The organism is Microbacterium sp. NPDC006705, assembly GCF_044903545.1.
Classification (GTDB): Bacteria; Actinomycetota; Actinomycetes; order Actinomycetales; family Microbacteriaceae; genus Microbacterium; species Microbacterium plantarum.
In genome coordinates this window covers 296,130-316,421 of the sequence record NZ_JBJDQQ010000001.1, presented here as the reverse complement: position 1 = coordinate 316,421, position 20,292 = coordinate 296,130, and the positions used below count along the sequence as shown (strand labels likewise).

The following is a 20,292-nucleotide window of genomic DNA, read 5'->3' as shown; positions in this document are numbered from 1 at the left end:
CGGTAGAATTGGCACTCGCAGACATCGAGTGCCAAACAGGAGGTGACGGACATGGTCTCAGAGCGCGGACTGCAGGTGCTGCGGGCGATCGTGCAGGACTATGTCGACACCCGCGAGCCCGTGGGAAGCAAGTCGATCGTCGAGCGCCACGCCTTCGGCGTCTCGGCTGCCACGATCCGCAACGACATGGCGCTCCTCGAGGACGAGGAGCTCATCGCCGCGCCCCACACGTCATCCGGACGCGTGCCGACCGATAAGGGCTACCGCGTCTTCGTCGACCATCTGGCAGGCCTTCGCCCCCTGAGCGCCGCCCAGCGCTCGGCCATCACGACCTTCCTCGACGGCCCTACCGACCTCGACGACCTGCTCGTGCGGACGGTTCGTGCGCTCACCCAGCTGACGGGCCAGGTCGCAATGGTGCAGTACCCCTCCTTCGCGCGCGCGCAGGTCTCGCACCTCGAATTGGTCGACCTCGGCGGCGGACGACTCGTCGTCATCGTCGTCACCGACACCGGCCGTGTCTCCCAGCGGGTGGGCGTGGTACGCACCCTCCTCGACGAAGCGCAATTCGCCGTAGCCAAGGCGACGCTGCGCGCCGCTGTCACCGGCGTCGCCGTGCGAGACGCCGTCACCGCGGTGTCGGCGCTCGCGGAGAGCGAGTCGGTCGGCGACCCGATCGGCGATGCGGTGCGCGAGATCGCCCGCATCCTGGTCGAAGAGCTCGAGACGTTCCGGCAGGACCGCCTAGTCATGGCCGGCACCGCCACGCTCGCGCGGCGAGAGGCGGATTTCCGCGGCAGTATCTATCCGCTGCTCGAAGCCATCGAGGAGCAGGTGACGCTGCTTCGGCTCATGGGCGAGATGGTCGCCGACGACCGCGGCGTCGCAGCGCGAATCGGCCGCGAGAACGAGGCGTACGGGCTCTCCGAAGCTTCGGTCGTCACGAGCGACTACGACGTCCCGGGCTCGCATGCACGCGTCGGCCTCATGGGACCGACGCGCATGGACTACCCGACGAACCTCGCGACGGTCCGCGCCGTCGCGCACTACCTCAGCCGGCTTCTCGACGAAGACGAGAAGTCCCGCTGACCCACCCCACCCACGCCCGAACGGGCGGAAAGGCGATCCGTGGCTGACCACTACGAGGTCCTGGGCGTTGCGCGCGACGCGTCGCCCGACGAGATCAAGAAGGCGTACCGACGCCTGGCACGAGAACTGCACCCCGACGTCAACCCGGGAGAGGATGCGTCCGAGCGATTCAAGCTCGTCACGCATGCTTACGACGTCCTCAGCGATCCGGAGCAGCGTCAGCGCTACGACATGGGCGGTGACTCCGCCGGCGGCTTCGGCGGCGCCGCGGGCTTCGGCGGATTCAGCGACATCTTCGAGACCTTCTTCGGCGGCGGCGCCGGAGGCGGCGGTCGCGCCGGGCGTCCGCGCTCCCGGCGCGAACGCGGACAGGATGCGCTCGTCCGGGTCACCCTCGAGCTCGGCGACGTCGTCTTCGGCGTGCATCGCGACATCGAGGTCGACACCGCGGTGCTCTGCGACACCTGCCAGGGCTCGTGCTGCCAGCCGGGAACGCAGCCGGTCACCTGCGACGTCTGCCACGGCGCGGGCAACGTGCAGCGCACCGTCCGCAGCCTGCTGGGCAACGTCGTGACGTCGCAGCCCTGCAACGTCTGCCAGGGTTACGGCACGACGATCCCGTACCCGTGCACGACCTGCCAGGGGCAGGGACGCGTCCGGGCTCGCCGCACCGTCTCGCTCGACATCCCCGCAGGTGTCGAGACCGGGTTGCGCCTGCAGCTCCCCGGATCCGGCGAGGTCGGTCCCGCCGGCGGCCCCAACGGCGATCTGTACCTCGAGGTCACGGTCGCTCCGCACGACGTGTTCAGCCGCGAGGGCGACGATCTGCTCGCCACGCTCGAGGTGTCGATGCCCGACGCCGTCCTCGGCACCAGCACCACGATCGAGTCGCTCGACGGTCCGGTCGAGCTCGAGCTGCGCCCCGGCGTCCAGTCCGGCGACGTCCTCACCGTCAAGGGTCGCGGCATCACGCCGCTTCGCGGCTCGACGCGCGGCGACCTGCGTGTCGGCGTTCACGTCGTCACCCCGACGCGTCTGGATGCCAAGGAGCGGGCCCTCATCGAGGAGCTGAAGAAGCGCACGAAGTCGCCCGCACCACAGCTCGCGGAGTTCCACCAGGGCCTTTTCGCCAAGCTCCGCGATCGGTTCCGGAACAGCTGAGCGCATGGCCCTGCACTTCCTCGTCGACCCGCCGCTCATCACTCGGCCGGGCGAGTTCGTCGACCTCACCGGCGCCGAGGCTCATCACGCGGCCGGCGTCCGTCGCGTGCGTGTCGGTGAGACGGTGACGGTGGGCGACGGCGCGGGGGCGTGGCTCGAGGGCACCGTCACCGCAGCCGATCCGAAGCTCGTCCGCATCGAGGCGCTCTCGCGAGTCGAGCATTCCGCGCCCGCACGGCGCGTGACGCTGATCCAAGCGCTCGCGAAGGGCGATCGCGACGAGCTCGCGGTGCAGGCCTGCACCGAGCTCGGCGTCGATGCGATCGTGCCCTGGCAGGCTGCGCGAAGCGTCTCGCGGTGGAGCGGACCGAAGGTCGAGCGCGGTGTGCAGCGGTGGGCGACCATCGCGCGCGAAGCGGCGAAGCAGGCGCATCGCGCGTGGCTGCCCGCCGTCGACGCGCCCGTGTCGACGACGGAGCTCGCGGCGCGATGCGGCTCCGAGCGAGTGCTGGTGCTCGAGCCGACGGCGACGCGGCGACTGAGCGAGGTCGAACTGGGCGAGGGCGACGTGTCGCTCGTGGTCGGTCCCGAGGGCGGGATCGCAGCCGAGGAGCTGGACGCGCTCGTCGCGGCCGGCGCGGTCGCCGTGCGTCTGGGGGACACGGTCCTGCGGACGTCGACGGCCGGCCCCGCTGCGCTCGGCGTTGTCAACGTCGCCCTCGGTCGCTGGTAACGCCGCCCGTCCCGCCACCGCACCCCGTCGATAGACTGAACGTATGAGCGAACCGTCTGTCTTCACGCGCATCCTCCGCGGCGAGATCCCCTCCGAGATCATCGCGGAGACCGAGAATGCGTTCGCGATCCGCGACATCGCTCCGCAGGCTCCGGTGCATGTCCTCGTGATCCCCAAGACCGAGCGCTACCGCACCGTGGTTGAGCTCGCCGCGGGCGACCCCGCTCTCCTCAGCGAGCTCGTCGGGCTCGCGAACTCCGTCGCTGCCGAGCATTCGGACGGCGACTTCCGTTTGATCTTCAACACCGGCCCCGGCGCAGGACAGACCGTGTTCCACGTTCACGCGCACGTCCTCGCCGGTGGCCTCTCCGAAGGGAGCCTCGGTGGCTGATGCTTCCGAACCCGCCGTCGCGACGATCCTCGCCGACGGCGTCGCCATGGTCCAGCTGCTCGGGCCCCAAGACCGCCTCCTGCGCGTCGTCGAGCGGGAGCACCCCGACGTCGACGTCCTCGTCCGCGGCAACGAAATCACCCTGACGGGCTCGAACGATGACGTCGCCGCCGCGAAGTCGCTCGTCGACGAGCTGATCGCCATGGCACGGGCCGGGCAAGGCCTCGATCCGAGCGACGTGTCGACGTCCAGTCGCATCCTGCAGCGGCGAAAGGGCGATGAAGGCCCGCGCCCGTCCGAGGTGCTGGGGGAGGCGATCCTCTCCTCGCGCGGCAAGGTGATCCGGCCGAAGACGCTGGGGCAGAAGGCCTACGTCGACGCGATCGACGAGAACACGATCGTCTTCGGCATCGGCCCCGCGGGAACCGGCAAGACCTACCTCGCGATGGCGAAGGCGGTGCAGGCCTTGCAGCGCAAGGAAGTCAATCGCATCATCCTGACGCGCCCCGCCGTGGAAGCGGGAGAGCGCCTCGGCTTCCTGCCCGGCACCCTCACCGACAAGATCGACCCGTACCTCCGGCCGCTGTACGACGCTCTCAACGAGATGCTCGACCCCGAGCTCGTCCCCAAGCTCATGGCCACCGGCACGATCGAGGTCGCGCCGCTGGCGTACATGCGCGGACGCACCCTGAACGATTCGTTCGTCGTGCTCGACGAGGCGCAGAACACCACGCCCGAGCAGATGAAGATGTTCCTCACGCGTCTCGGATTCGGTACGCGCATGGTCGTCACCGGCGACATCACACAGGTCGACCTTCCCCAGGGGACGTCCGGCCTGCGCACCGTGACACGCGTTCTGAAGAGCATCGACGACATTCATTTCGCCACCCTCACCAGCGAGGACGTCGTGCGGCACACTCTCGTCGGCCGGATCGTCGACGCGTACAGCGAGTACGACGAGCAGCGGCTGGCCGCGCGTCGTGAGCGCGACGAGGCCAGCGAGTTCGCCAACCGGGCCGAGCGGCGCACCGCGACACGGCCCGTCGGTCCGCGCGACCGACTCCCGAAACGAGGACGTTCATGACCATCGAGATCACCAACGAATCCGGCGTGTCCGTCGACGAGACCGTGCTGTTGCGCCTGACCGAGCACAACCTCGCGCAGCTGAACGTGAGCCCGGACGCCGACCTCGCCATCCTCCTCGTCGACGAGGGCGCCATGGAGTCTCTCCACGTGCAGTGGATGGACGAGCCCGGCCCCACCGACGTGCTCAGCTTCCCGATGGACGAGCTCCGCCCGGGCACCGAGGACGCCCCGACCCCGCCGGGACTTCTCGGCGATATCGTGCTGTGCCCGCAGGTGGCCGAGGCACAGACGCAGGCCGCGCGCCACACGACGCTCGACGAGCTCATCCTCCTCACGACGCACGGGCTGCTGCACCTGCTCGGGTTCGATCACGCCGAGCCGGAGGAGGAGCGCGAGATGTTCGGCCTCCAGCGCGAGTTGATCTCGGCTTTCCACGCAAGCGAGCGCCGCCGCGCGTGACCGTCTTCCTCCTCGTCCTCGGCGCGGTGTTCCTCGTCGCGCTCGGGGGTCTGATGGCCGCTCTCGATGCCGCTCTCGGTGTCACATCGCGCGCTGACCTCGCCGACTGGGCGGAGTCCAGTCGGCGCCAGCAGGCGCTCCGCCGCATCGCCGATGACACGACGGCCCACGCGAACGCCGTCGTCTTCATCCGCATCCTCGCGGAGTCGACGGCTGCGGTGTTCGTCACGGCGGCGCTGACCCTCGCGCTCGAGAATCTGTGGTGGGCGATCCTCGTCGCCGCCCTGCTCATGACGGCGGTGTCCTTCGTTCTGGTCGGCGCGAGCCCGCGATCGGTCGGGCGCCAGCACGCCCGTGGCCTGCTCATCGCGTGTGCTCCGATCGTGCGCGGTGCCCGCATCGTGCTGGGACCTCTCGCCCACCTCCTGGTGATCGTGGGCAATCGCGTCACGCCGGGCGTCTCGCGCGGCACCTCCTTCGCCTCCGAAGAGCAACTCCTGAGCATGGTCGACGAGGCGGTTTCGCAGGACCTCATCGAAGCCGACGATCGCGACCTCATCCATTCGGTCTTCGATTTCACCGACACGCTCGTCCGTGCGGTGATGGTGCCCCGGACCGACATGGTCACGGTGCCGCAGACGGCCACGACGCACGAAGCGCTCGCGCTGTTCCTCGAGCGCGGTGTGTCGCGGGTGCCGGTCACGGACGACGAGCGCGACGACATCGTCGGCGTCGTATACCTCAAGGACCTCGTGCAGTTCTCGTACGGCGAGGCGAAGGGGTGGCGAGACGTACCCGTGGGCCGCGTGGCGCGCCCGGCCGTGTTCGTCCCGGAGTCGATGCGCGCCGAATCGCTGCTGCAGCAGATGAAACGGGATGCCGTCCACGTGTGCCTCGTCGTCGACGAGTACGGCGGGGTCGCCGGCCTGATCACCCTCGAGGACCTCATCGAGGAGCTCGTCGGTGAGATCGCCGACGAGTACGACCGCGGCGCGGCGGAGGTCGTCGAGCTCGAACCCGGCCGTTACCGCGTGAGTGCCCGGCTCGGCCTCGATGAGGTCGGCGAGCTGTTCGGCATCGAGCTGGACGATGACGACGTCGACTCCATCGGCGGGCTGCTCGGCAAGACGCTCGGCCGGGTCCCGATGCCGGGGGCGACCGTGACCGTCGACGGGATCACGATCACCGGCGGCGTCTCTCGTGGCCGCGGGCGGGGACTCGCGACCGTCTTCGTCGAACGCGCCCCCACCGACGAGACGGACGACACGACGCACCCGCGGACCGGAGAGGTCCGCGTGGCACGAAGAGGAGAAGACAGCAGATGACCGCAGCAGAGAGCCGATCGGGGTTCGTGACCTTCGTCGGACGTCCCAACGTCGGGAAATCCACGCTGACGAACGCCCTGGTGGGGGAGAAGGTCGCGATCACGAGCGACAAGCCGCAGACGACGCGGCGCGCGATCCGCGGCATCCTGAATCGGCCCGGCGGACAGCTGGTCATCGTCGACACGCCCGGCATCCATAAGCCGCGCACCCTGCTCGGCCAGCGCCTGAACGACCTCGTCGAACAGGTGCTGGGTGACGTCGACGTCATTGGCTTCCTCGTGCCCGCCGTGGACAAGGTCGGGCCCGGTGACCGCCGCATCGCCGCGTCGCTCGACGGCTACACCCGCGCGAAGAAGGTCGCCATCGTGACCAAGACCGACCTGGCGACCCGCGACGAGATCATGGAGCGCCTCATGGAGGTCGACAGCCTTCGCGAGGATTGGGCGGCTGTGATCCCGTTGTCCGCCGTCACCGAGGACCAGCTCGACGTGCTGGCCGACGAGCTGCTCGCGCTGATACCCGAAGGGCCGGCGCTGTACCCGGACGACGTGGTGACGGACGAGTCGACCGAGGACCGGATCGCCGAGATCATCCGAGAAGCGGCCCTCGAGGGCGTGCGCGACGAACTGCCCCACTCGATCGCCGTCACGGTGGAGGACGTCGCGCCGCGCGAGGACTCCGATCTCACGGACGTGTACGCCAACATCGTCGTCGAACGCGACAGCCAGAAGGCCATCATCATCGGCCGCAAAGGCTCACGGCTCGCCGATGTCGGTGCTCGTGCCCGCGCTCAGATCGAGCCGCTTGTCGGGACCCGGGTGTTCCTCTCGCTGCGGGTCCGGGTCGCGAAGGAATGGCAGCGCGACCCCAAGCAGCTGGGACGCCTCGGGTTCTAGCCGACCTCGCGCATCGCCGACTGGACGACGACGACATCCGCGCCGAACTCGGCGTCGGCGGCATCCTGAAGCGTCCCGTCGTCCCAGACGACCGTGACCCAGAGGCGGCCGTCGTACGCACCGGAGGCGAGCACGGTGTCGCCGAGGGTGTCATGCACCCGTTGTTCGACGTCTCGCAGCGTCGCGTCGTCCGCTGTGCCGGGCACGCCGCCCGTCGGGTCGGGAATCGGCATCGGGTCGTAAAGCGCCAGCGGGACGGCGGGCGCGGTGACCGTCAGGGCAGAGCCGTCGTACCGTCCCTGGACGGCATAGGTACCCCACGTCGAGCCCGACATCGTGGACGCATCGGAAAGCGAGGACCAGTCCCACTCCTTCAACGGGATGCCGTCGCACTGGGGCGGCGCCGACTCCGCAACAGCGCCGAGACAGAGCTCGGCACCGGAGCCGTCGTCGAGGACCGTCCCCTGCGCCACGACATCGCCGCTCGGGGGCGCCGGGTCGAGGGAAGTCGGGCCGGCCGCGGGCGTCGAGGCGCAGCCCGCCGTCAGGGCGATCGCACACATCAGGAGGGCGGACGAGCCCGCGCGCGCAGTTCTCATATCCCCACAGTGTCGCGCACGACGCCTTCGTCTCAGGTGAGGCACGCCCGTGTGCGCCTCGGCGGTGAGCGGGGTGTAGCCTGGGCGCATGCGCTTCGGCCGACTGCTTCTCCTTAGTCGCCGCGACGAGTCCTCGTTCTAGGGCCTCTCTCGTCGCGGAGCTTCGCGTTGGCCCGTCACACCCGATGAGGAAGAGCGAGACGACCATGGAGAACAACCAGAAGCCTTCGGGCATGCCGATCCACAAGTATCGGCCGTTCCACGAGCAGATCCGTGTCGATCTGCCCGACCGCACCTGGCCGGCGAAGCGCATCGAGACGGCGCCCCGCTGGTGCGCTGTCGATCTGCGGGACGGCAACCAGGCGCTCATCGATCCGATGAGTCCCGAGCGCAAGCGCGTGATGTTCGAGCTGCTCGTGAAGATGGGGTACAAGGAGATCGAGGTCGGGTTCCCGAGCGCGAGCCAGACCGACTTCGACTTCGTGCGCCAGCTGATCGAGGACGGCTTGATCCCCGACGACGTGACGATCCAGGTGCTGACGCAGGCTCGCGAGCACCTCATCAAGCGCACGTACGAAGCGATCGCTGGCGCGAAGCAGGCGATCGTCCACCTGTACAACTCGACGAGCATCCTGCAGCGTGAGGTGGTCTTCCGCACCGACCGCCAGGGCATCATCGACATCGCACTCGAGGGCGCGCGCCTGTGCCGCCAGTACGAGCAGACCATCCCCGAGACGGCCGTCTACTACGAGTACTCGCCCGAAAGCTACACCGGCACCGAGCTCGAGTTCGCCGTCGACGTCTGCAACCAGGTCATCGAGATCTTCGAGCCGACGCCCGACCGCAAGGTCATCATCAACCTGCCGGCAACCGTCGAGATGGCCACGCCGAACGTGTACGCCGACTCGATCGAGTGGATGAGCCGTCACCTCGCGCATCGCGAGAACGTCGTGCTGTCGCTGCATCCCCACAACGACCGTGGCACCGCGATCGCTGCCGCGGAGCTCGGCTACATGGCCGGCGCCGACCGCATCGAGGGCTGCCTGTTCGGAAACGGGGAGCGCACCGGCAACGTCGACCTCGTCGCGCTCGGCATCAACCTGTTCACGCAGGGCATCGACCCGCAGATCGACTTCAGCGACGTCGACGGCATCAAGCGCACGGTCGAGTACTGCAACCAGCTGCCCGTGCCCGAGCGGAGCCCGTGGGCCGGAGACCTCGTGTTCACCGCGTTCAGCGGCTCGCACCAGGACGCCATCAAGAAGGGCTTCGAGGCGATGTCCGCACGTGCGGCTGCCGACGGCGTCTCGATCGACGAGATCGAGTGGGCGGTGCCCTACCTGCCCGTCGACCCTAAGGACCTCGGTCGTTCGTACGAAGCCGTGATCCGGGTCAACTCGCAGTCGGGCAAGGGCGGCGTCGCCTACCTGCTGAAGACCGACCACGCCCTGGATCTGCCGCGCAAGCTGCAGATCGAGTTCTCGGGAGTCGTGCAGGAGAAGACGGATGCCGAGGGCGGCGAGGTCACGAGCGAGCAGATCTGGTCGATCTTCACCGACGAGTACCTGCCCGCACCGGCCGACGACGACAAGTGGGGCCGGTTCGAGCTGCTCGGCACCCGCACGCAGAGCGACATGTCGGGTGATGTCCGGCTCGACGTCACACTGCGCGACGGTGACGAGCACGACGATGTGTCCGGTGTCGGCAACGGCCCGATCGCGGCGTTCCTCGCGGTGCTGCGCGACCGCGGCTTCGACATCTCGCTCTACGACTACGTCGAGCACACGCTGAGCTCGGGTGGCGACGCTCAGGCGGCGGCCTACGTCGAGCTGCAGGTCGATGACCAGCGACTCTGGGGTGTCGGCATCGACGGCGACATCTCGACGGCGAGCCTCAAAGCCGTCGTATCGTGCGTCAACCGCGCGATCCGCACCCGCGAGCGCTCGTCGGAGCTGACCGCGGTCTGAGGATCGTCGCACCGCCGCGAGGGCGGCCTCGCTGGTCGGTCGGGGCCGCCCCCGCTCCGTCGTCAGCCTTCCGCCCGGCGGGCCTCCGGACGCCGACCGATCAGCGGATGGGCCACGACCCGTCGACGTCGGCGTCGATCCGTCCGATGCTCACGAAGTATTCGGTGAGACTCTCCGCCTGGGCCCGCGCCCAGCCGACCTGGCGGGTGTGAAGCTCGGCGGCGGTCGACGGCAGCCCATCGGCAAACCGCTCGGCGAGAATCTGCGCGACGCGCCCCGCTGCGATCGCATCTGCGGATGCCTCGTGCGCCCCGGTGAGCGTGACGGCGTAGTGCTCGGCGACGACCGACAGCGTGCGCTTCCCGCGGCGGTAGCGGTCGTACCGTTTGTCGATGACGAGCGGATCGATGACGGGGGAGGGCGAGTGGATCGCATCGATCCTGTGCCGGAGCGCTTCGTACTTGAGCATCGAGAAATCGAACGGCGCGTTGTACGCCACGACCGGGATGCCGGCGTCGAACAGGCCCCGCAGGGCGGCGACGACTTCCGCGACCACGTCGGCCGCGGGCCGTCCGTGCCGACGGGCATGCTCGGTCGTGATGCCGTGGATCGCCGCCGCGCCATCGGGGATATCGATTCCCGGGTCGGCCAGCCAGCTGTCGGCCCGCACCGGTGTTCCGTCGGCGTCGAGGACGCCGACGTGCGCCGTCACGATGCGATCCACGGTGACGTCGACGCCCGTTGTCTCCAGATCGAAGACCCCGACCACCTGGCACCATTCGGGTGCCGAGCAGGGCCACAGGTCGAGTTCGGGCGTGGCGACGACGAGAGGGCGATCCGGCTCCACGCAATCGAGGCTACGGCTCGGGTCGGACACGCCGGATCCGACGCGCCGCCTCCGTAGACTCGACGGGTGCCGACCGTCTCTCCGTACGACTCCCTGCTCGCGCGCATCCCGGTGCGCCGCCTCGAGACCGAGGTCCTCGGCGGAACGACCGCGTACTGGGTCTACGGGCGCGACGAGGCACCTCTGACGCTCCTGGCGGTCCACGGGTTCCGGGGAGAGCATCACGGTCTCGAGCCCGTCGTCGCGCACCTCGGCGACGTGCGCGTCATCATGCCCGACCTGCCGGGTTTCGGCGAGACCCCAGCGATACCGGGCCGCGAACACGACCTGCAGACATACGCCGACTGGCTCACCGCCTTCGCGGCCGCCGTCGCTCCCGGGGCAGTGGTGGTCGGCCACTCGTTCGGCTCCATCGTCTCCGCCGCTGCGGTGGCGGGCGGGCTTCCTGCCCCCCGAATGATCCTCATCAACCCCATCGGCGCGCCCGCCCTCGAGGGACCCCGTGGGGTCTTCACGCGCCTCGCTGTCTGGTATTACCACGTCGGGGCGCGCCTCCCGCGGCGAGTGGGCGAAGCGTTGCTGCGCAATCGCCTCATCGTCCGGGTGATGAGCCTCGCGATGGTCAAGACGCGAGATCGGACCCTGCGCCGGTTCGTCCATGAGCAGCACGACACGTACTTCTCGAGCTTCGCCGATCGCGACGTGCTCCGCGACGCGTTCGTGACGTCCGTCTCGAACGACGTCCGCGCGTTCGCTCCGCGCATCTCTCAGCCGACCCTGCTCGTCGCCGCCGTTCAGGACGACATCACCCCGATCGAGGCCGAACGCCGGCTGCGCGAGCTGTTCCCCGTGGCCGAGCTGGTTGAGATCGACGGCGTGGGGCACCTCATCCATTACGAGAAGCCCCGCGAGGCCGCCGCCGCGATCAGGCGGTTTCTCGCGCTTTCCGACGACGGTACGCGTTGACGTTCATGCGGTTGCCGCAGTTGCCGGTGTCGCAGTAGCGCTTCGAACCGTTCTTGGAGAAATCGACGTAGACCGCCGCGCAGTCGTCGGCGGCGCAGATCCGCACGCGGTCGTACGCGTCGGCGCGGATGACGTCGACGAACGCCATACCGGCCTCCACGAGCACGCGCGTCGCCAGGGGCGCGTCGTCGGGAGTCGCGTGGATATGCCAGTCGTATCCGTCGTGGATCACCAGCTGAGGCTGCGCGCGACCGTCGCGCAGCATCGCGTTCACGTGGGGCACGGCGGAGTCCCGGTCGAGCTCCCAGAGCTCATGGAGGCGCGGCCGGATGCCGCGCATCGCCTGCAGCTCCGCCTCGTCGCGCACGATCGCGCCGGTGAAGGCGAACTCGGTGAGAAAGGCATCCAGGTCGTCCCCGTCGACGAGCGTGTCGGCGGCGTCCGCGCTCGTGAGCGGGAGCGTGTTGACCAGCGCAGCCGTCGCGCGCAGCGACAATTCCGTGTCATGGATGAAGACCACGTTGACTCCTGACGATCGCGAGCGTTACTGTCACGAGTGTAGATAACTTTCACCCCTGACCACCGAGGCTGCCGATGACGAACCCGACCGCGCCCCTGCCCATCATCGCAGGCGCACCGGAGACACCGCCCACTGGCGTCCCGGGCAGGCGAACCGCGGGCATGGCCATGGCCATCGCCTCCGCGCTGGCGTTCTCGTCGAGTGGTCCGCTCGTGAAGCCGCTCCTCGAGAACGGCTGGTCGCTCGGCGCCGCGCTGTTCATCCGGATCGGCGTCGCAGCCCTCGTGCTGTCGCCGTTCCTGATTCGCGCGATCGCTCGGGAACGGCACTTCCTGCGCCGGCACGGACTCGCGTTGATCGCTTTCGGTGCGATGCCCGTCGTCGGTTGCCAGTTGTTCTACTTCTCAGCGATGCAGCGGATGCCGGTCGCCGTCGCCCTCCTCATCCAGTATCTGGCGCCCGTCCTCCTGGTGATCTGGGTATGGCTCACCACCCGCCGCCGACCGTCACCGACGGTGATCGCCGGTTCCGTCGTCGCCATGGCGGGTCTGGTGCTGGTCGTCGACATCGCCGGAGCCCGTTTCGACTTCTGGGGCACTCTCCTCGCCCTCGGTGCCGCCCTCTGCACGTGCGTGTACTTCGTCATGGCCGAGCGCACCGGCGACACGCTGCCGCCCCTCGTCCTGGCCGCCGGAGGCATGGTCATCGCGAGCGCGATCATCGGCACCCTCCTTCTCACGGGCTTCCTGCCCTTCGCGACGAGCACCGTGCTCGCAGACGTCGTCGGGATGCAGCTGCCGCCCATCGTCGTCCTGCTCTGGGTGGGCGCCGCGACCGGGACCGCCTACGCCCTGGGAGTCTCCGCGGTTCCGCGCACGGGGTCGCGTCTGGCATCGTTCATCGGTCTCTCGGAGGTTCTGTTCGCACTCGGCTTCGCGTGGCTGCTCCTGGCCGAGGCGCCCGCGCCGGTCCAGTTCGTCGGCGGGGCGCTCATCCTCGTCGGTGTGGTCCTCGTGCGGCTCGACGCCGAACGCGCACCGGCAGCCGTCAGCCCGCGCGCCCCTCAGCGAGCAGCGGCTTGACCCGGTGCGGGATCACGTCGTCCATGATGAGCGAGGTCTCCGTGCGTTCGACCCCATCGATGGCGAGGATGCGCGCGTCAACGGCGAAAAGGTGCTGCGTGTCGCGCGCGACCACGCGGACCATCAGGTCGACCTGACCGCTCAGCCCCTGAGCCTGCAGCACCTCGGGGATGGTTGCGAGCTCCTGCGCGATACGGGGCAGGTCGGGCTGACGGAGCACGACGCTGATGAGCGCCTCGATCGGGAAGCCGAGAGCACGCATCGAGATCGACCGCTCGTACGAGAGGAAGACACCCGACTGCTCCAGCCGTGCCATCCTCCCCTGGACCGTGTTGCGTGACATGCGCAGGCGCTCGGCGAGCGCGACCACCGTCGCGCGGGGGTCATCGGCGAGAGCTTCGAGCAACGCGAGGTCGACGCGGTCGTGCATGGTCATGATGCTGGACGATACACCGCTCGGAGCCCCACCTCGGAGCATCGCCTCTCGCGGCGAGCGACGGGGCGGCGGCAGGGTCAGATCGTCGCGAGCGCGGGGGAGTCGATGAGGCGCAGACGCTCGCGCTCCATGACGAAGGTGTGGGCCGATCCGTTGGCGAGGCGGACTCCCTGCAACGGGAACTCCTCTGCGGTCGCATGCCGGATGACCTCACGGATGAGGGCGCCGTGCGCGACGACGATCAGCGGCACCGCGATCGGTGCCGTGGTGGCACGCGCATCGCGGACGGCCCGCTCGAGCCCGCGCAGCGCCCGCTCGCGGACCACCGGCCACGGCTCCGCGTTCGGCACGTCGGCCACGGCCCATTCGCCCCAGCGAGCGTGGAACTCCTCGACCCCGACGCCCTCGGCATCCCCGTAGCCGCGCTCCCGCAGCTCCGGATAGGTGCGCGGCGCAGCGGCCCCCAGCCCGTCTGCGATGATCCGAGCCGTCTCGGCTGCGCGCGAGAGGTCGCTGGAGGCAACGACCGCATCCCCGTCGAGCGACTCCCGCAGGGCGGCGGCGACAGCGCGAGCCTGCTCACGTCCGGTGTCGTTGAGGGGGATGTCGGTGGAGCCCTGGATCCGCCGTTCACGATTCCAGTCGGTCTCACCATGGCGCACGAGGGTCAGGATGGTCACCTCTCGACCCTACGCTGACGGTCGTCCGACCTCGACCTCACCGCCGGGACGGCAGCGCGTCGGCCAACACACGCAGGACATGACTCGTGCCGTCATCGATCTTGACGGTTGCCTTCGGGTCGGAGCGCGTCGCGCCTCGGTTGATGATGACCACCGGGAGCTTGCGGCGGCGTGCGCGCTCGACGAGCCGGACGCCCGAGTTGACCACCAGCGACGACCCGGCGACGATGAGCGCGCCGCTCGTGCGCACCAGCTGCTCGGCCTCCGCGAACTTCTCACGCGGCACGAACTCGCCGAAGAAGACGACATCCGGTTTCAGCATGCCACCGCAGACCGTGCACGTGGGCACGATGAAGCCGTCGCTCGTCGCGGGCAGGACGTCGCCGTCGGGGCCCAGCTCGACGTTCTCGGGGACCGTGATCCACGGATTGTCCCGTTCCACGCGCTCGGCGAGATCGCGCCGGTCGAAGACCTGACCGCAGTGCAGGCAGAACACGCGTCGCATCGTTCCGTGCAGCTCGACCACCCGGCTGCTTCCGGCCCGCAGATGCAGACCGTCGACGTTCTGCGTGATGACGCCCGTGACGACGCCGGAGCGCTCGAGATCCGCCAGCGCCGCATGCCCGTCGTTCGGTCGCGCCGCCGCGAAAGCCTGCCAGCCGAGATGGCTGCCGACCCAGTACCGCCGACGCGCGTCAGCGCTCGCGAGGAACTGCTGCGCCGTCATGGGCGTGCGCACCGGCGCTCCGGCGCCGCGGTAGTCCGGGATGCCCGAGTCGGTCGACACGCCGGCTCCAGTGAGCACCGCGATGCGACGGCCCGCGAGTACCTGCAGGGCGTTGTCGATCTCGTCGCCCGCGGGCGTCTCGAGGTCGGGGTTCGTCACAGTCCCACTCTACGAGCGTCAGCGCATCGCCCGGGCGACGTGACAGGCTGAGACAGTGCCCGTGATCCGCATCGACGACGCCACCGACCCCCGCCTCTCGGACTACCGCGACCTGACCGATGTCGCGCTGCGCCGGGTGCTCGAGCCCGCAGGCGGCCTCTACATCGCCGAGTCGGCGAAGGTCATCTCTCGCGCTCACGCAGCAGGGCACCGCGCGCGCTCGTTCCTCGTGCAGGAGAAATGGCTTCCGGATGTGGCCGACCTCGCAGGCGACGCGACGGTCTTCGTCGTCTCGGACGAGGTCGCCGAGCAGGTGACCGGTTACGCCGTGCACCGCGGAGCCCTCGCCGCCATGCACCGGCCCGTCACGGCACCGGTCAGTGAGATCGTCGCGGACGCCCGGCTCGTGCTGGTGCTCGAGGACATTGTCGACCACACGAACGTCGGCGCCGCCTTCCGAGCTGCCGCCGGTCTGGGGGCCGATGCGGTGCTCGTGAGCGAGCGCTGCGCCGACCCCCTCTACCGCCGCAGCGTCCGCGTCAGCATGGGCACGGTCTTCCAGGTGCCGTGGACGCGTCTGCCGGCCTGGCCGGAGGCGGCGCCGCTGCTCCACGAGGCCGGTCTCCACCTCGCCGCCCTCGCCCTCGCGGACGGCGGCGTCCCGCTCGATGAGTTCGCCGCAGCGCGGCCCGATCGGGTGGCACTGCTCATGGGGACCGAGGGCGACGGGCTCAGCCGGCGCGCCCTCGCGGTCGCCGACACCGTCGTCACCATCCCGATGGCCGGCGGAGTGGACTCCCTCAACGTCGCCGCGGCCGCCGCGGTGTCGCTCTGGGCCCTGCGCTGATCAGTCGGGGTCGTCGGCGCGCCGCAGGACGGGCAGCGGCTCGGGCCGCTTGGCGGTGATGTGGTCGCCCGAGGACTGATGCCGGAGCCGGCGCAGCACCCACGGCATGAGGTACTCGCGAGCCCAGACGAGGTCGTTCGCGCGGGCCGCCCGCCAGGTCAGCACCGGTGTCGTGTCGGGCTGCATCGGTTGCAGGTCGTTGGGCACGTTGAGCGCCCGCAGCACCATGCGCGCAACCTCGTGGTGGCCAAGCGAGTTGTAGTGCAGCCGGTCGTCGTCGAAGAAGCGCATGTCCTGCACCTCTTTCAGCGCCCACTGATCGGCGACGATCGCGTCGTAACGGTCGGCGATCGCCCGGATGTTCTCGTTGTAGATCGCCACCCGGCCGCGGATGCCGCGGAAGACCGGGGTGAAGTTGGTGTCGATGCCGGTGAAGAGCACGAGCGTCGCGCCCGTCGACGACAGGCGTACGACGGCATCTTCGAACTGCTGCGCAACGGCGTCGGGGTCGGACCCCGGTCGGATGACGTCGTTGCCGCCCGCCGAGAAGGTGACCAGGTCGGGCTTGAGCGCGAGTGCGGGCTCGATCTGATCCGCCACGATCTGGCCGATGAGCTTGCCCCGGACGGCGAGATTCGCGTACGCGAAGTCGGGCACCTGTGAGCTGAGCACCTCGGCCACGCGGTCGGCCCAGCCGCGGTGCCCGCCGGGGCTGCCGGGCTCGGGGTCGCCGATTCCCTCGGTGAACGAGTCGCCGATCGCGACCATGCGACGCCACGGGTGAGCGGTCTCGTTCGGCACATAGGGTGTGCGCCGCGTGTCCTCGGATGGCTCGTTGTTTCTCATGACCCTCCTCGAAGCTCCGTACCTGCCACGCTATCTCGTGCCGGGCGATCGTGTGGGTGGGGTCGTTTAAGGTGGTCCATCGTGACAGAGGACCCCCAGGAGCATTTCGGAAGCTTCGCCGCAGAACACCTGTCACCCTCGTTCCCGCAGCGTGCGCCGTGGGGTACCGCTCAGCGCCTGCGTGCGTGGCAGGCAGAGGCGCTGGACCAGTACTTCGGCGCCGACGGCCCGGAGGGTGTCGGACGCGGACCGCGCGACTTCCTCGCCGCTGCGACCCCCGGCGCCGGTAAGACGACGTTCGCTCTCCGCCTGGCGTCGGAGCTGCTGCGCCGTGACGTTGTCGATCGCATCATCGTGGTCGCCCCCACCGAGCACCTCAAGACGCAGTGGGCGGATGCCGCGGGCCGAGTCGGCATCCGTCTCGATCCGCGTTTCAGCAACCGCCACGGGATGCCGTCGCGGCAGTACCACGGCGTCGCGGTGACCTACGCGCAGGTCGCGGTGAAGGCATCCGTCCACCAGCGGCTGACGATGGATGCCCGCACGCTGGTCATCCTCGACGAGGTCCATCACGGCGGCGACGCGCTGAGCTGGGGCGATGCGCTGCGCGAGGCCTACGGCAGGGCGACGCGACGTCTGCTTCTCTCGGGAACACCGTTCCGAAGCGACACCGCTCCGATTCCGTTCGTGGAGTATCACCCGAACGAGAAGGGCATCCGCCTCTCCAAGACGGACTTCAACTACGGCTACGGACGCGCCCTCGCCGACGGTGTCGTGCGCCCTGTGCTGTTCCTCGTCTACGCCGGCCACATGAAGTGGCGGACGAAGACCGGCGACGAATTCGAGGCCCACCTCGGCCAGGACAACACGAAGGACATCACCTCGCAGGCGTGGCGCACCGCGCTGAACCCCGAGGGCGACTGGATCCCCGCCGTGCTGAGGTCTGCAGACCGTCGCCTGAGCGAGGTGCGCCAGGACGTGCCCGACGCCGGCGGCCTCGTCATCGCGACGGACCAGACGGCGGCGCGGGCGTATGCGGAGATCCTGCATCAGATCACCGGCGAGGCGCCGACCGTCGTGCTGTCGGACGACAAGTCCGCGTCGGGCAACATCGAGATCTTCGCGCAGTCGACCACCCGGTGGATGGTCGCGGTGCGCATGGTGTCCGAGGGCGTCGACGTTCCGCGGCTCGCGGTGGGCGTCTACGCCACGTCCTCCTCGACCCCGCTGTTCTTCGCGCAGGCGATCGGGCGTTTCGTCCGGGCTCGTCGTCGCGGCGAGACGGCGAGCGTCTTCCTCCCAAACGTGCCCGTCCTGCTCAACCTCGCCGCTGAGATGGAGCGTCAGCGCGACCACGCGCTCGACCGAGAGGCAGGCGACGACGACGGCCTCGAAGACACCCTCCTCGCCGAGGCGGAGAGCGAGGACAAGGCCTCCGACGAGCTCACCCAGGAGTTCAGCTACCAGGCGCTCGGCTCCGTCGCCCACTTCGACCGCGTCCTCTTCGACGGCGCCGAGTTCGGCCAGCTCGCGGTGCCCGGCACGCCCGAGGAGGAGGAGTTCCTGGGCATCCCCGGACTTCTCGAGCCCGAGCACGTGCACGAGCTGCTCATGCAGCGCCAGTCGCGGCAGACCAAGCACCGGCACAGCCGCGAGGCACGCGAGAGCGCAGCGGGTGCCGCATCCGGCGGGGATGCTCCCAGCGCCGAGTCGACACTGCCCGAGCCGTTGCACCGGTCGCTGAAGGAGCAGCGACAGCTCCTGAACAGCCTCGTCGGCCTGTACGCCCGCCAGAGCGGTGAGCCGCACGGCCAGATCCACGCCGAGCTTCGTCGCGTGTGCGGCGGACCGGCTGTGTCGCATGCGACCGTGGCCCAGCTCCAGGCGCGCATCGCGGTCCTGCGATCACGCGTGAGATCGTGACGTCGTCGGCGCGCCACGCCCGGCGTGCCGACGATTCTCCGCCCCGCCGGTGACGTGTTAGTGTTGTTCCTCGGTTGGGAACAACTGAAAAACACTGCGCGGGTGGCGGAATAGGTAGACGCGCTAGCTTGAGGTGCTAGTGCCCGTATAGGGCGTGGGGGTTCAAGTCCCCCCTCGCGCACAGTGAGAGAAGGGCTCCGGAAACGGAGCCCTTCGTCATTTCCCGGAACGGTTCACGACTACCGTGGAGAGCATGTCCGAGTACGACGATCTGCCCGAGGTCGCCCGCGTCGCGCGGGATCTGATCCGCTTCGACACGACCAACTTCGGCGAGGGGCGCTCGCGCGGCGAACGCGAAGCGGCCGAGTACGTGGGGGCCTATCTCGAGGCGCTCGGACTTCGACCCGAGTACTACGAGCCGATCCCGCGGCGCACGAACGTCTCTGTGCGCATACCGGGTCGCGACAGCGCGAAGCCGGCTCTCGTCCTGCACGGCCACCTCGACGTCGTGCCGGCCGTGGCGGAAGACTGGAGCGTCGACCCGTTCGCGGGCGTCGTCCGCGACGGGATGCTGTGGGGTCGCGGCGCCGTGGACATGAAGGACATGGACGCGATGATCCTCACGTCCGTGGCCGAGCTCCTGCGCGCGGGGGAGCAGCCCGAGCGCGATCTCGTCGTCACGTTCTTCGCCGACGAGGAGAACGGCGGGGTCGAGGGATCGCAGCTCGTCGTGCGCGATCGGCCCGAGTGGTTCGCCGGTGCGACCGAGGCCATCAGCGAGGTCGGCGGATACTCGATCGGCGTCGACGGGCACCGGGCATACCTGCTGCAGGTCGGCGAGAAGGCCCTCGTCTGGCTGCGGCTCCACGCCACCGGACGAGCGGGCCACGGCAGCCGGCTGCATCCGGAGAACGCCATCACGCGTCTGTCCGAGGCCGTCGCGAAGCTCGGTCGCGCGCACTGGCCGATCGAGCTCACGCGCACGACCCGACGACTCGTCGACGACCTCGCGGCGCTCAGTGGCCGGGACGCGTCGGATCCGGATGCCGTCGCCGACGCGACCGGGCCGACGTCCGCGTTCCTCGCGTCGACCTTCCGGACCACGACGAATCCGACGGGTCTGACCGCGGGGTACAAGCACAACGTCATCCCCGATGCCGCGTCCGCTGCGATCGACGTGCGCACGCTCCCGGGACAGGAGGATGCGGTGCTGGCGGAGATCCAGCGAATCGTCGGCGACGACATCCGTATCGAGATCGTGCATCGCGACATCGGCCTCGAGGTCCCCTTCGCGGGGTCGCTCGTCGACACCATGGTCGGCGCGCTCGGCCGACACGATCCCGGCGTGCCCGTGCTGCCGTACCTCATGGGCGGCGGCACCGACAACAAGGCGCTGTCCGAGCTCGGCATCGCAGGATTCGGCTTCGCGCCGTTGCGCCTCCCGGCCGACATGGACTTCACGGGTATGTTCCACGGTGTCGACGAACGCGTCCCGATCGACGCGCTCGTCTTCGGGCAGCGCGTGCTCATCGATCTCATCCGCACGTACTGAA

21 protein-coding genes and 1 tRNA gene are annotated in these 20,292 nt (G+C 69.4%); 15 read left to right on the top strand and 7 right to left on the bottom strand.

Annotation, left to right across the window (positions count from 1 at the left end):
• Positions 1-51 precede the first annotated feature (51 nt).
• Genes hrcA through era form a run of 8 tightly spaced genes read left to right on the top strand, consistent with a single transcriptional unit; the run spans position 52 to position 7,140 of the window.
• Positions 52-1,089: a heat-inducible transcriptional repressor HrcA gene (gene hrcA, locus ACI2K6_RS01420; protein WP_112614748.1), complete on the top strand. Its 1,038-nt coding sequence runs from the start codon at positions 52-54 to the stop codon at positions 1,087-1,089.
• A gap of 39 nt (positions 1,090-1,128) precedes the next feature.
• Positions 1,129-2,250, top strand: a complete 1,122-nt coding sequence (gene dnaJ / locus ACI2K6_RS01415; protein WP_112614750.1) for a molecular chaperone DnaJ — start codon at positions 1,129-1,131, stop codon at positions 2,248-2,250.
• A gap of 4 nt (positions 2,251-2,254) precedes the next feature.
• Positions 2,255-2,983 carry a 16S rRNA (uracil(1498)-N(3))-methyltransferase gene (locus ACI2K6_RS01410; RefSeq protein ID WP_282500970.1) on the top strand — a complete coding sequence of 243 codons (729 nt, stop codon included), beginning with the start codon at positions 2,255-2,257 and terminating at the stop codon, positions 2,981-2,983.
• Between the two features lie 43 nt (positions 2,984-3,026).
• Entirely contained in the window at positions 3,027-3,374 is a 348-nt protein-coding gene (locus ACI2K6_RS01405; protein WP_274177882.1) for an HIT domain-containing protein, read from the top strand.
• 46 nt (positions 3,375-3,420) lie between these two features.
• Positions 3,421-4,458, top strand: a complete 1,038-nt coding sequence (locus ACI2K6_RS01400) for a PhoH family protein (RefSeq protein ID WP_112615153.1) — start codon at positions 3,421-3,423, stop codon at positions 4,456-4,458.
• Positions 4,455-4,919 carry an rRNA maturation RNase YbeY gene (gene ybeY / locus ACI2K6_RS01395; protein ID WP_404567818.1) on the top strand — a complete coding sequence of 155 codons (465 nt, stop codon included), beginning with the start codon at positions 4,455-4,457 and terminating at the stop codon, positions 4,917-4,919. Before ACI2K6_RS01400 ends, ybeY begins: the two co-directional genes overlap by 4 nt.
• Positions 4,916-6,244: a hemolysin family protein gene (locus tag ACI2K6_RS01390; protein WP_274177883.1), complete on the top strand. Its 1,329-nt coding sequence runs from the start codon at positions 4,916-4,918 to the stop codon at positions 6,242-6,244. The genes ybeY and ACI2K6_RS01390 overlap by 4 nt, the downstream gene beginning before the upstream one ends.
• Positions 6,241-7,140, top strand: coding sequence for a GTPase Era (gene era, locus ACI2K6_RS01385; protein WP_404567816.1), 900 nt, complete (start codon positions 6,241-6,243; stop codon positions 7,138-7,140). The genes ACI2K6_RS01390 and era overlap by 4 nt, the downstream gene beginning before the upstream one ends.
• On the opposite strand, the gene ACI2K6_RS01380 is transcribed toward era, so the two are convergent.
• Positions 7,137-7,739, bottom strand: a complete 603-nt coding sequence (locus ACI2K6_RS01380; protein ID WP_404567815.1) for a hypothetical protein — start codon at positions 7,737-7,739, stop codon at positions 7,137-7,139. The genes era and ACI2K6_RS01380 overlap by 4 nt on opposite strands.
• A 206-nt stretch (positions 7,740-7,945) precedes the next feature.
• Between ACI2K6_RS01380 and leuA the strand changes: the two genes are divergently transcribed.
• Positions 7,946-9,706: a 2-isopropylmalate synthase gene (gene leuA / locus ACI2K6_RS01375; protein WP_269266218.1), complete on the top strand. Its 1,761-nt coding sequence runs from the start codon at positions 7,946-7,948 to the stop codon at positions 9,704-9,706.
• Positions 9,707-9,806: 100 nt separating this feature from the next.
• On the opposite strand, the gene ACI2K6_RS01370 is transcribed toward leuA, so the two are convergent.
• Positions 9,807-10,508: an exonuclease domain-containing protein gene (locus tag ACI2K6_RS01370; RefSeq protein WP_404568565.1), complete on the bottom strand. Its 702-nt coding sequence runs from the start codon at positions 10,506-10,508 to the stop codon at positions 9,807-9,809.
• A gap of 111 nt (positions 10,509-10,619) precedes the next feature.
• On the opposite strand from ACI2K6_RS01370, the gene ACI2K6_RS01365 reads away from it, so the two are divergent.
• Entirely contained in the window at positions 10,620-11,519 is a 900-nt protein-coding gene (locus ACI2K6_RS01365) for an alpha/beta fold hydrolase (protein ID WP_404567813.1), read from the top strand.
• Here the strand turns inward: ACI2K6_RS01365 and ACI2K6_RS01360 are convergent.
• A complete protein-coding gene (locus tag ACI2K6_RS01360) occupies positions 11,479-12,039 on the bottom strand; it encodes a CGNR zinc finger domain-containing protein (protein WP_274177886.1) in 561 nt (186 codons plus the stop codon). The two genes, ACI2K6_RS01365 and ACI2K6_RS01360, sit on opposite strands and share 41 nt — an antisense overlap.
• A gap of 74 nt (positions 12,040-12,113) precedes the next feature.
• On the opposite strand from ACI2K6_RS01360, the gene ACI2K6_RS01355 reads away from it, so the two are divergent.
• Entirely contained in the window at positions 12,114-13,121 is a 1,008-nt protein-coding gene (locus ACI2K6_RS01355) for a DMT family transporter (protein WP_274177887.1), read from the top strand.
• Here ACI2K6_RS01355 and ACI2K6_RS01350 read toward each other — a convergent pair.
• The 3 genes from ACI2K6_RS01350 to ACI2K6_RS01340 form a co-directional block, all read right to left on the bottom strand.
• The gene (locus tag ACI2K6_RS01350) at positions 13,087-13,557 is read right to left on the bottom strand and encodes an Lrp/AsnC family transcriptional regulator (RefSeq protein ID WP_274177888.1); all 471 of its coding nucleotides are present in this window, start codon (positions 13,555-13,557) and stop codon (positions 13,087-13,089) included. The two genes, ACI2K6_RS01355 and ACI2K6_RS01350, sit on opposite strands and share 35 nt — an antisense overlap.
• 77 nt (positions 13,558-13,634) lie before the next feature.
• Entirely contained in the window at positions 13,635-14,237 is a 603-nt protein-coding gene (locus tag ACI2K6_RS01345; RefSeq protein WP_114589498.1) for a histidine phosphatase family protein, read from the bottom strand.
• A 37-nt stretch (positions 14,238-14,274) separates the two neighbouring features.
• Positions 14,275-15,123: a Sir2 family NAD-dependent protein deacetylase gene (locus tag ACI2K6_RS01340; protein ID WP_404567810.1), complete on the bottom strand. Its 849-nt coding sequence runs from the start codon at positions 15,121-15,123 to the stop codon at positions 14,275-14,277.
• Positions 15,124-15,178: 55 nt separating this feature from the next.
• On the opposite strand from ACI2K6_RS01340, the gene ACI2K6_RS01335 reads away from it, so the two are divergent.
• The gene (locus ACI2K6_RS01335; protein ID WP_404567809.1) at positions 15,179-15,970 is read left to right on the top strand and encodes a TrmH family RNA methyltransferase; all 792 of its coding nucleotides are present in this window, start codon (positions 15,179-15,181) and stop codon (positions 15,968-15,970) included.
• Here the strand turns inward: ACI2K6_RS01335 and ACI2K6_RS01330 are convergent, their stop codons facing one another.
• Positions 15,971-16,816, bottom strand: coding sequence for an SGNH/GDSL hydrolase family protein (locus ACI2K6_RS01330; protein WP_404567808.1), 846 nt, complete (start codon positions 16,814-16,816; stop codon positions 15,971-15,973).
• A gap of 78 nt (positions 16,817-16,894) precedes the next feature.
• On the opposite strand from ACI2K6_RS01330, the gene ACI2K6_RS01325 reads away from it, so the two are divergent.
• The 3 genes from ACI2K6_RS01325 (at position 16,895) to ACI2K6_RS01315 (ending at position 20,291) form a co-directional block, all read left to right on the top strand.
• Positions 16,895-18,739: a DEAD/DEAH box helicase gene (locus ACI2K6_RS01325; RefSeq protein ID WP_404568564.1), complete on the top strand. Its 1,845-nt coding sequence runs from the start codon at positions 16,895-16,897 to the stop codon at positions 18,737-18,739.
• 96 nt (positions 18,740-18,835) lie between these two features.
• Positions 18,836-18,920: transfer RNA gene (locus ACI2K6_RS01320), tRNA-Leu, on the top strand.
• 72 nt (positions 18,921-18,992) lie between these two features.
• Complete coding sequence (locus ACI2K6_RS01315; RefSeq protein ID WP_282500974.1) at positions 18,993-20,291, top strand: M20/M25/M40 family metallo-hydrolase; 1,299 nt, start codon at positions 18,993-18,995, stop codon at positions 20,289-20,291.
• Position 20,292: the final 1 nt, after the last annotated feature.

Coding starts and splice junctions, on each gene's coding strand:
- hrcA (WP_112614748.1), top strand. CDS start 52: ATGGTCTCAGAGCGCGGACTGCAGGTGCTGCGGGCGATCGTGCAGGAC.
- ACI2K6_RS01410 (WP_282500970.1), top strand. CDS start 2,255: ATGGCCCTGCACTTCCTCGTCGACCCGCCGCTCATCACTCGGCCGGGC.
- ACI2K6_RS01405 (WP_274177882.1), top strand. CDS start 3,027: ATGAGCGAACCGTCTGTCTTCACGCGCATCCTCCGCGGCGAGATCCCC.
- ACI2K6_RS01400 (WP_112615153.1), top strand. CDS start 3,421: ATGGTCCAGCTGCTCGGGCCCCAAGACCGCCTCCTGCGCGTCGTCGAG.
- ybeY (WP_404567818.1), top strand. CDS start 4,455: ATGACCATCGAGATCACCAACGAATCCGGCGTGTCCGTCGACGAGACC.
- era (WP_404567816.1), top strand. CDS start 6,241: ATGACCGCAGCAGAGAGCCGATCGGGGTTCGTGACCTTCGTCGGACGT.
- ACI2K6_RS01380 (WP_404567815.1), bottom strand. CDS start 7,739: ATGAGAACTGCGCGCGCGGGCTCGTCCGCCCTCCTGATGTGTGCGATC.
- leuA (WP_269266218.1), top strand. CDS start 7,946: ATGGAGAACAACCAGAAGCCTTCGGGCATGCCGATCCACAAGTATCGG.
- ACI2K6_RS01355 (WP_274177887.1), top strand. CDS start 12,114: ATGACGAACCCGACCGCGCCCCTGCCCATCATCGCAGGCGCACCGGAG.
- ACI2K6_RS01350 (WP_274177888.1), bottom strand. CDS start 13,557: ATGACCATGCACGACCGCGTCGACCTCGCGTTGCTCGAAGCTCTCGCC.
- ACI2K6_RS01330 (WP_404567808.1), bottom strand. CDS start 16,816: ATGAGAAACAACGAGCCATCCGAGGACACGCGGCGCACACCCTATGTG.
- ACI2K6_RS01315 (WP_282500974.1), top strand. CDS start 18,993: ATGTCCGAGTACGACGATCTGCCCGAGGTCGCCCGCGTCGCGCGGGAT.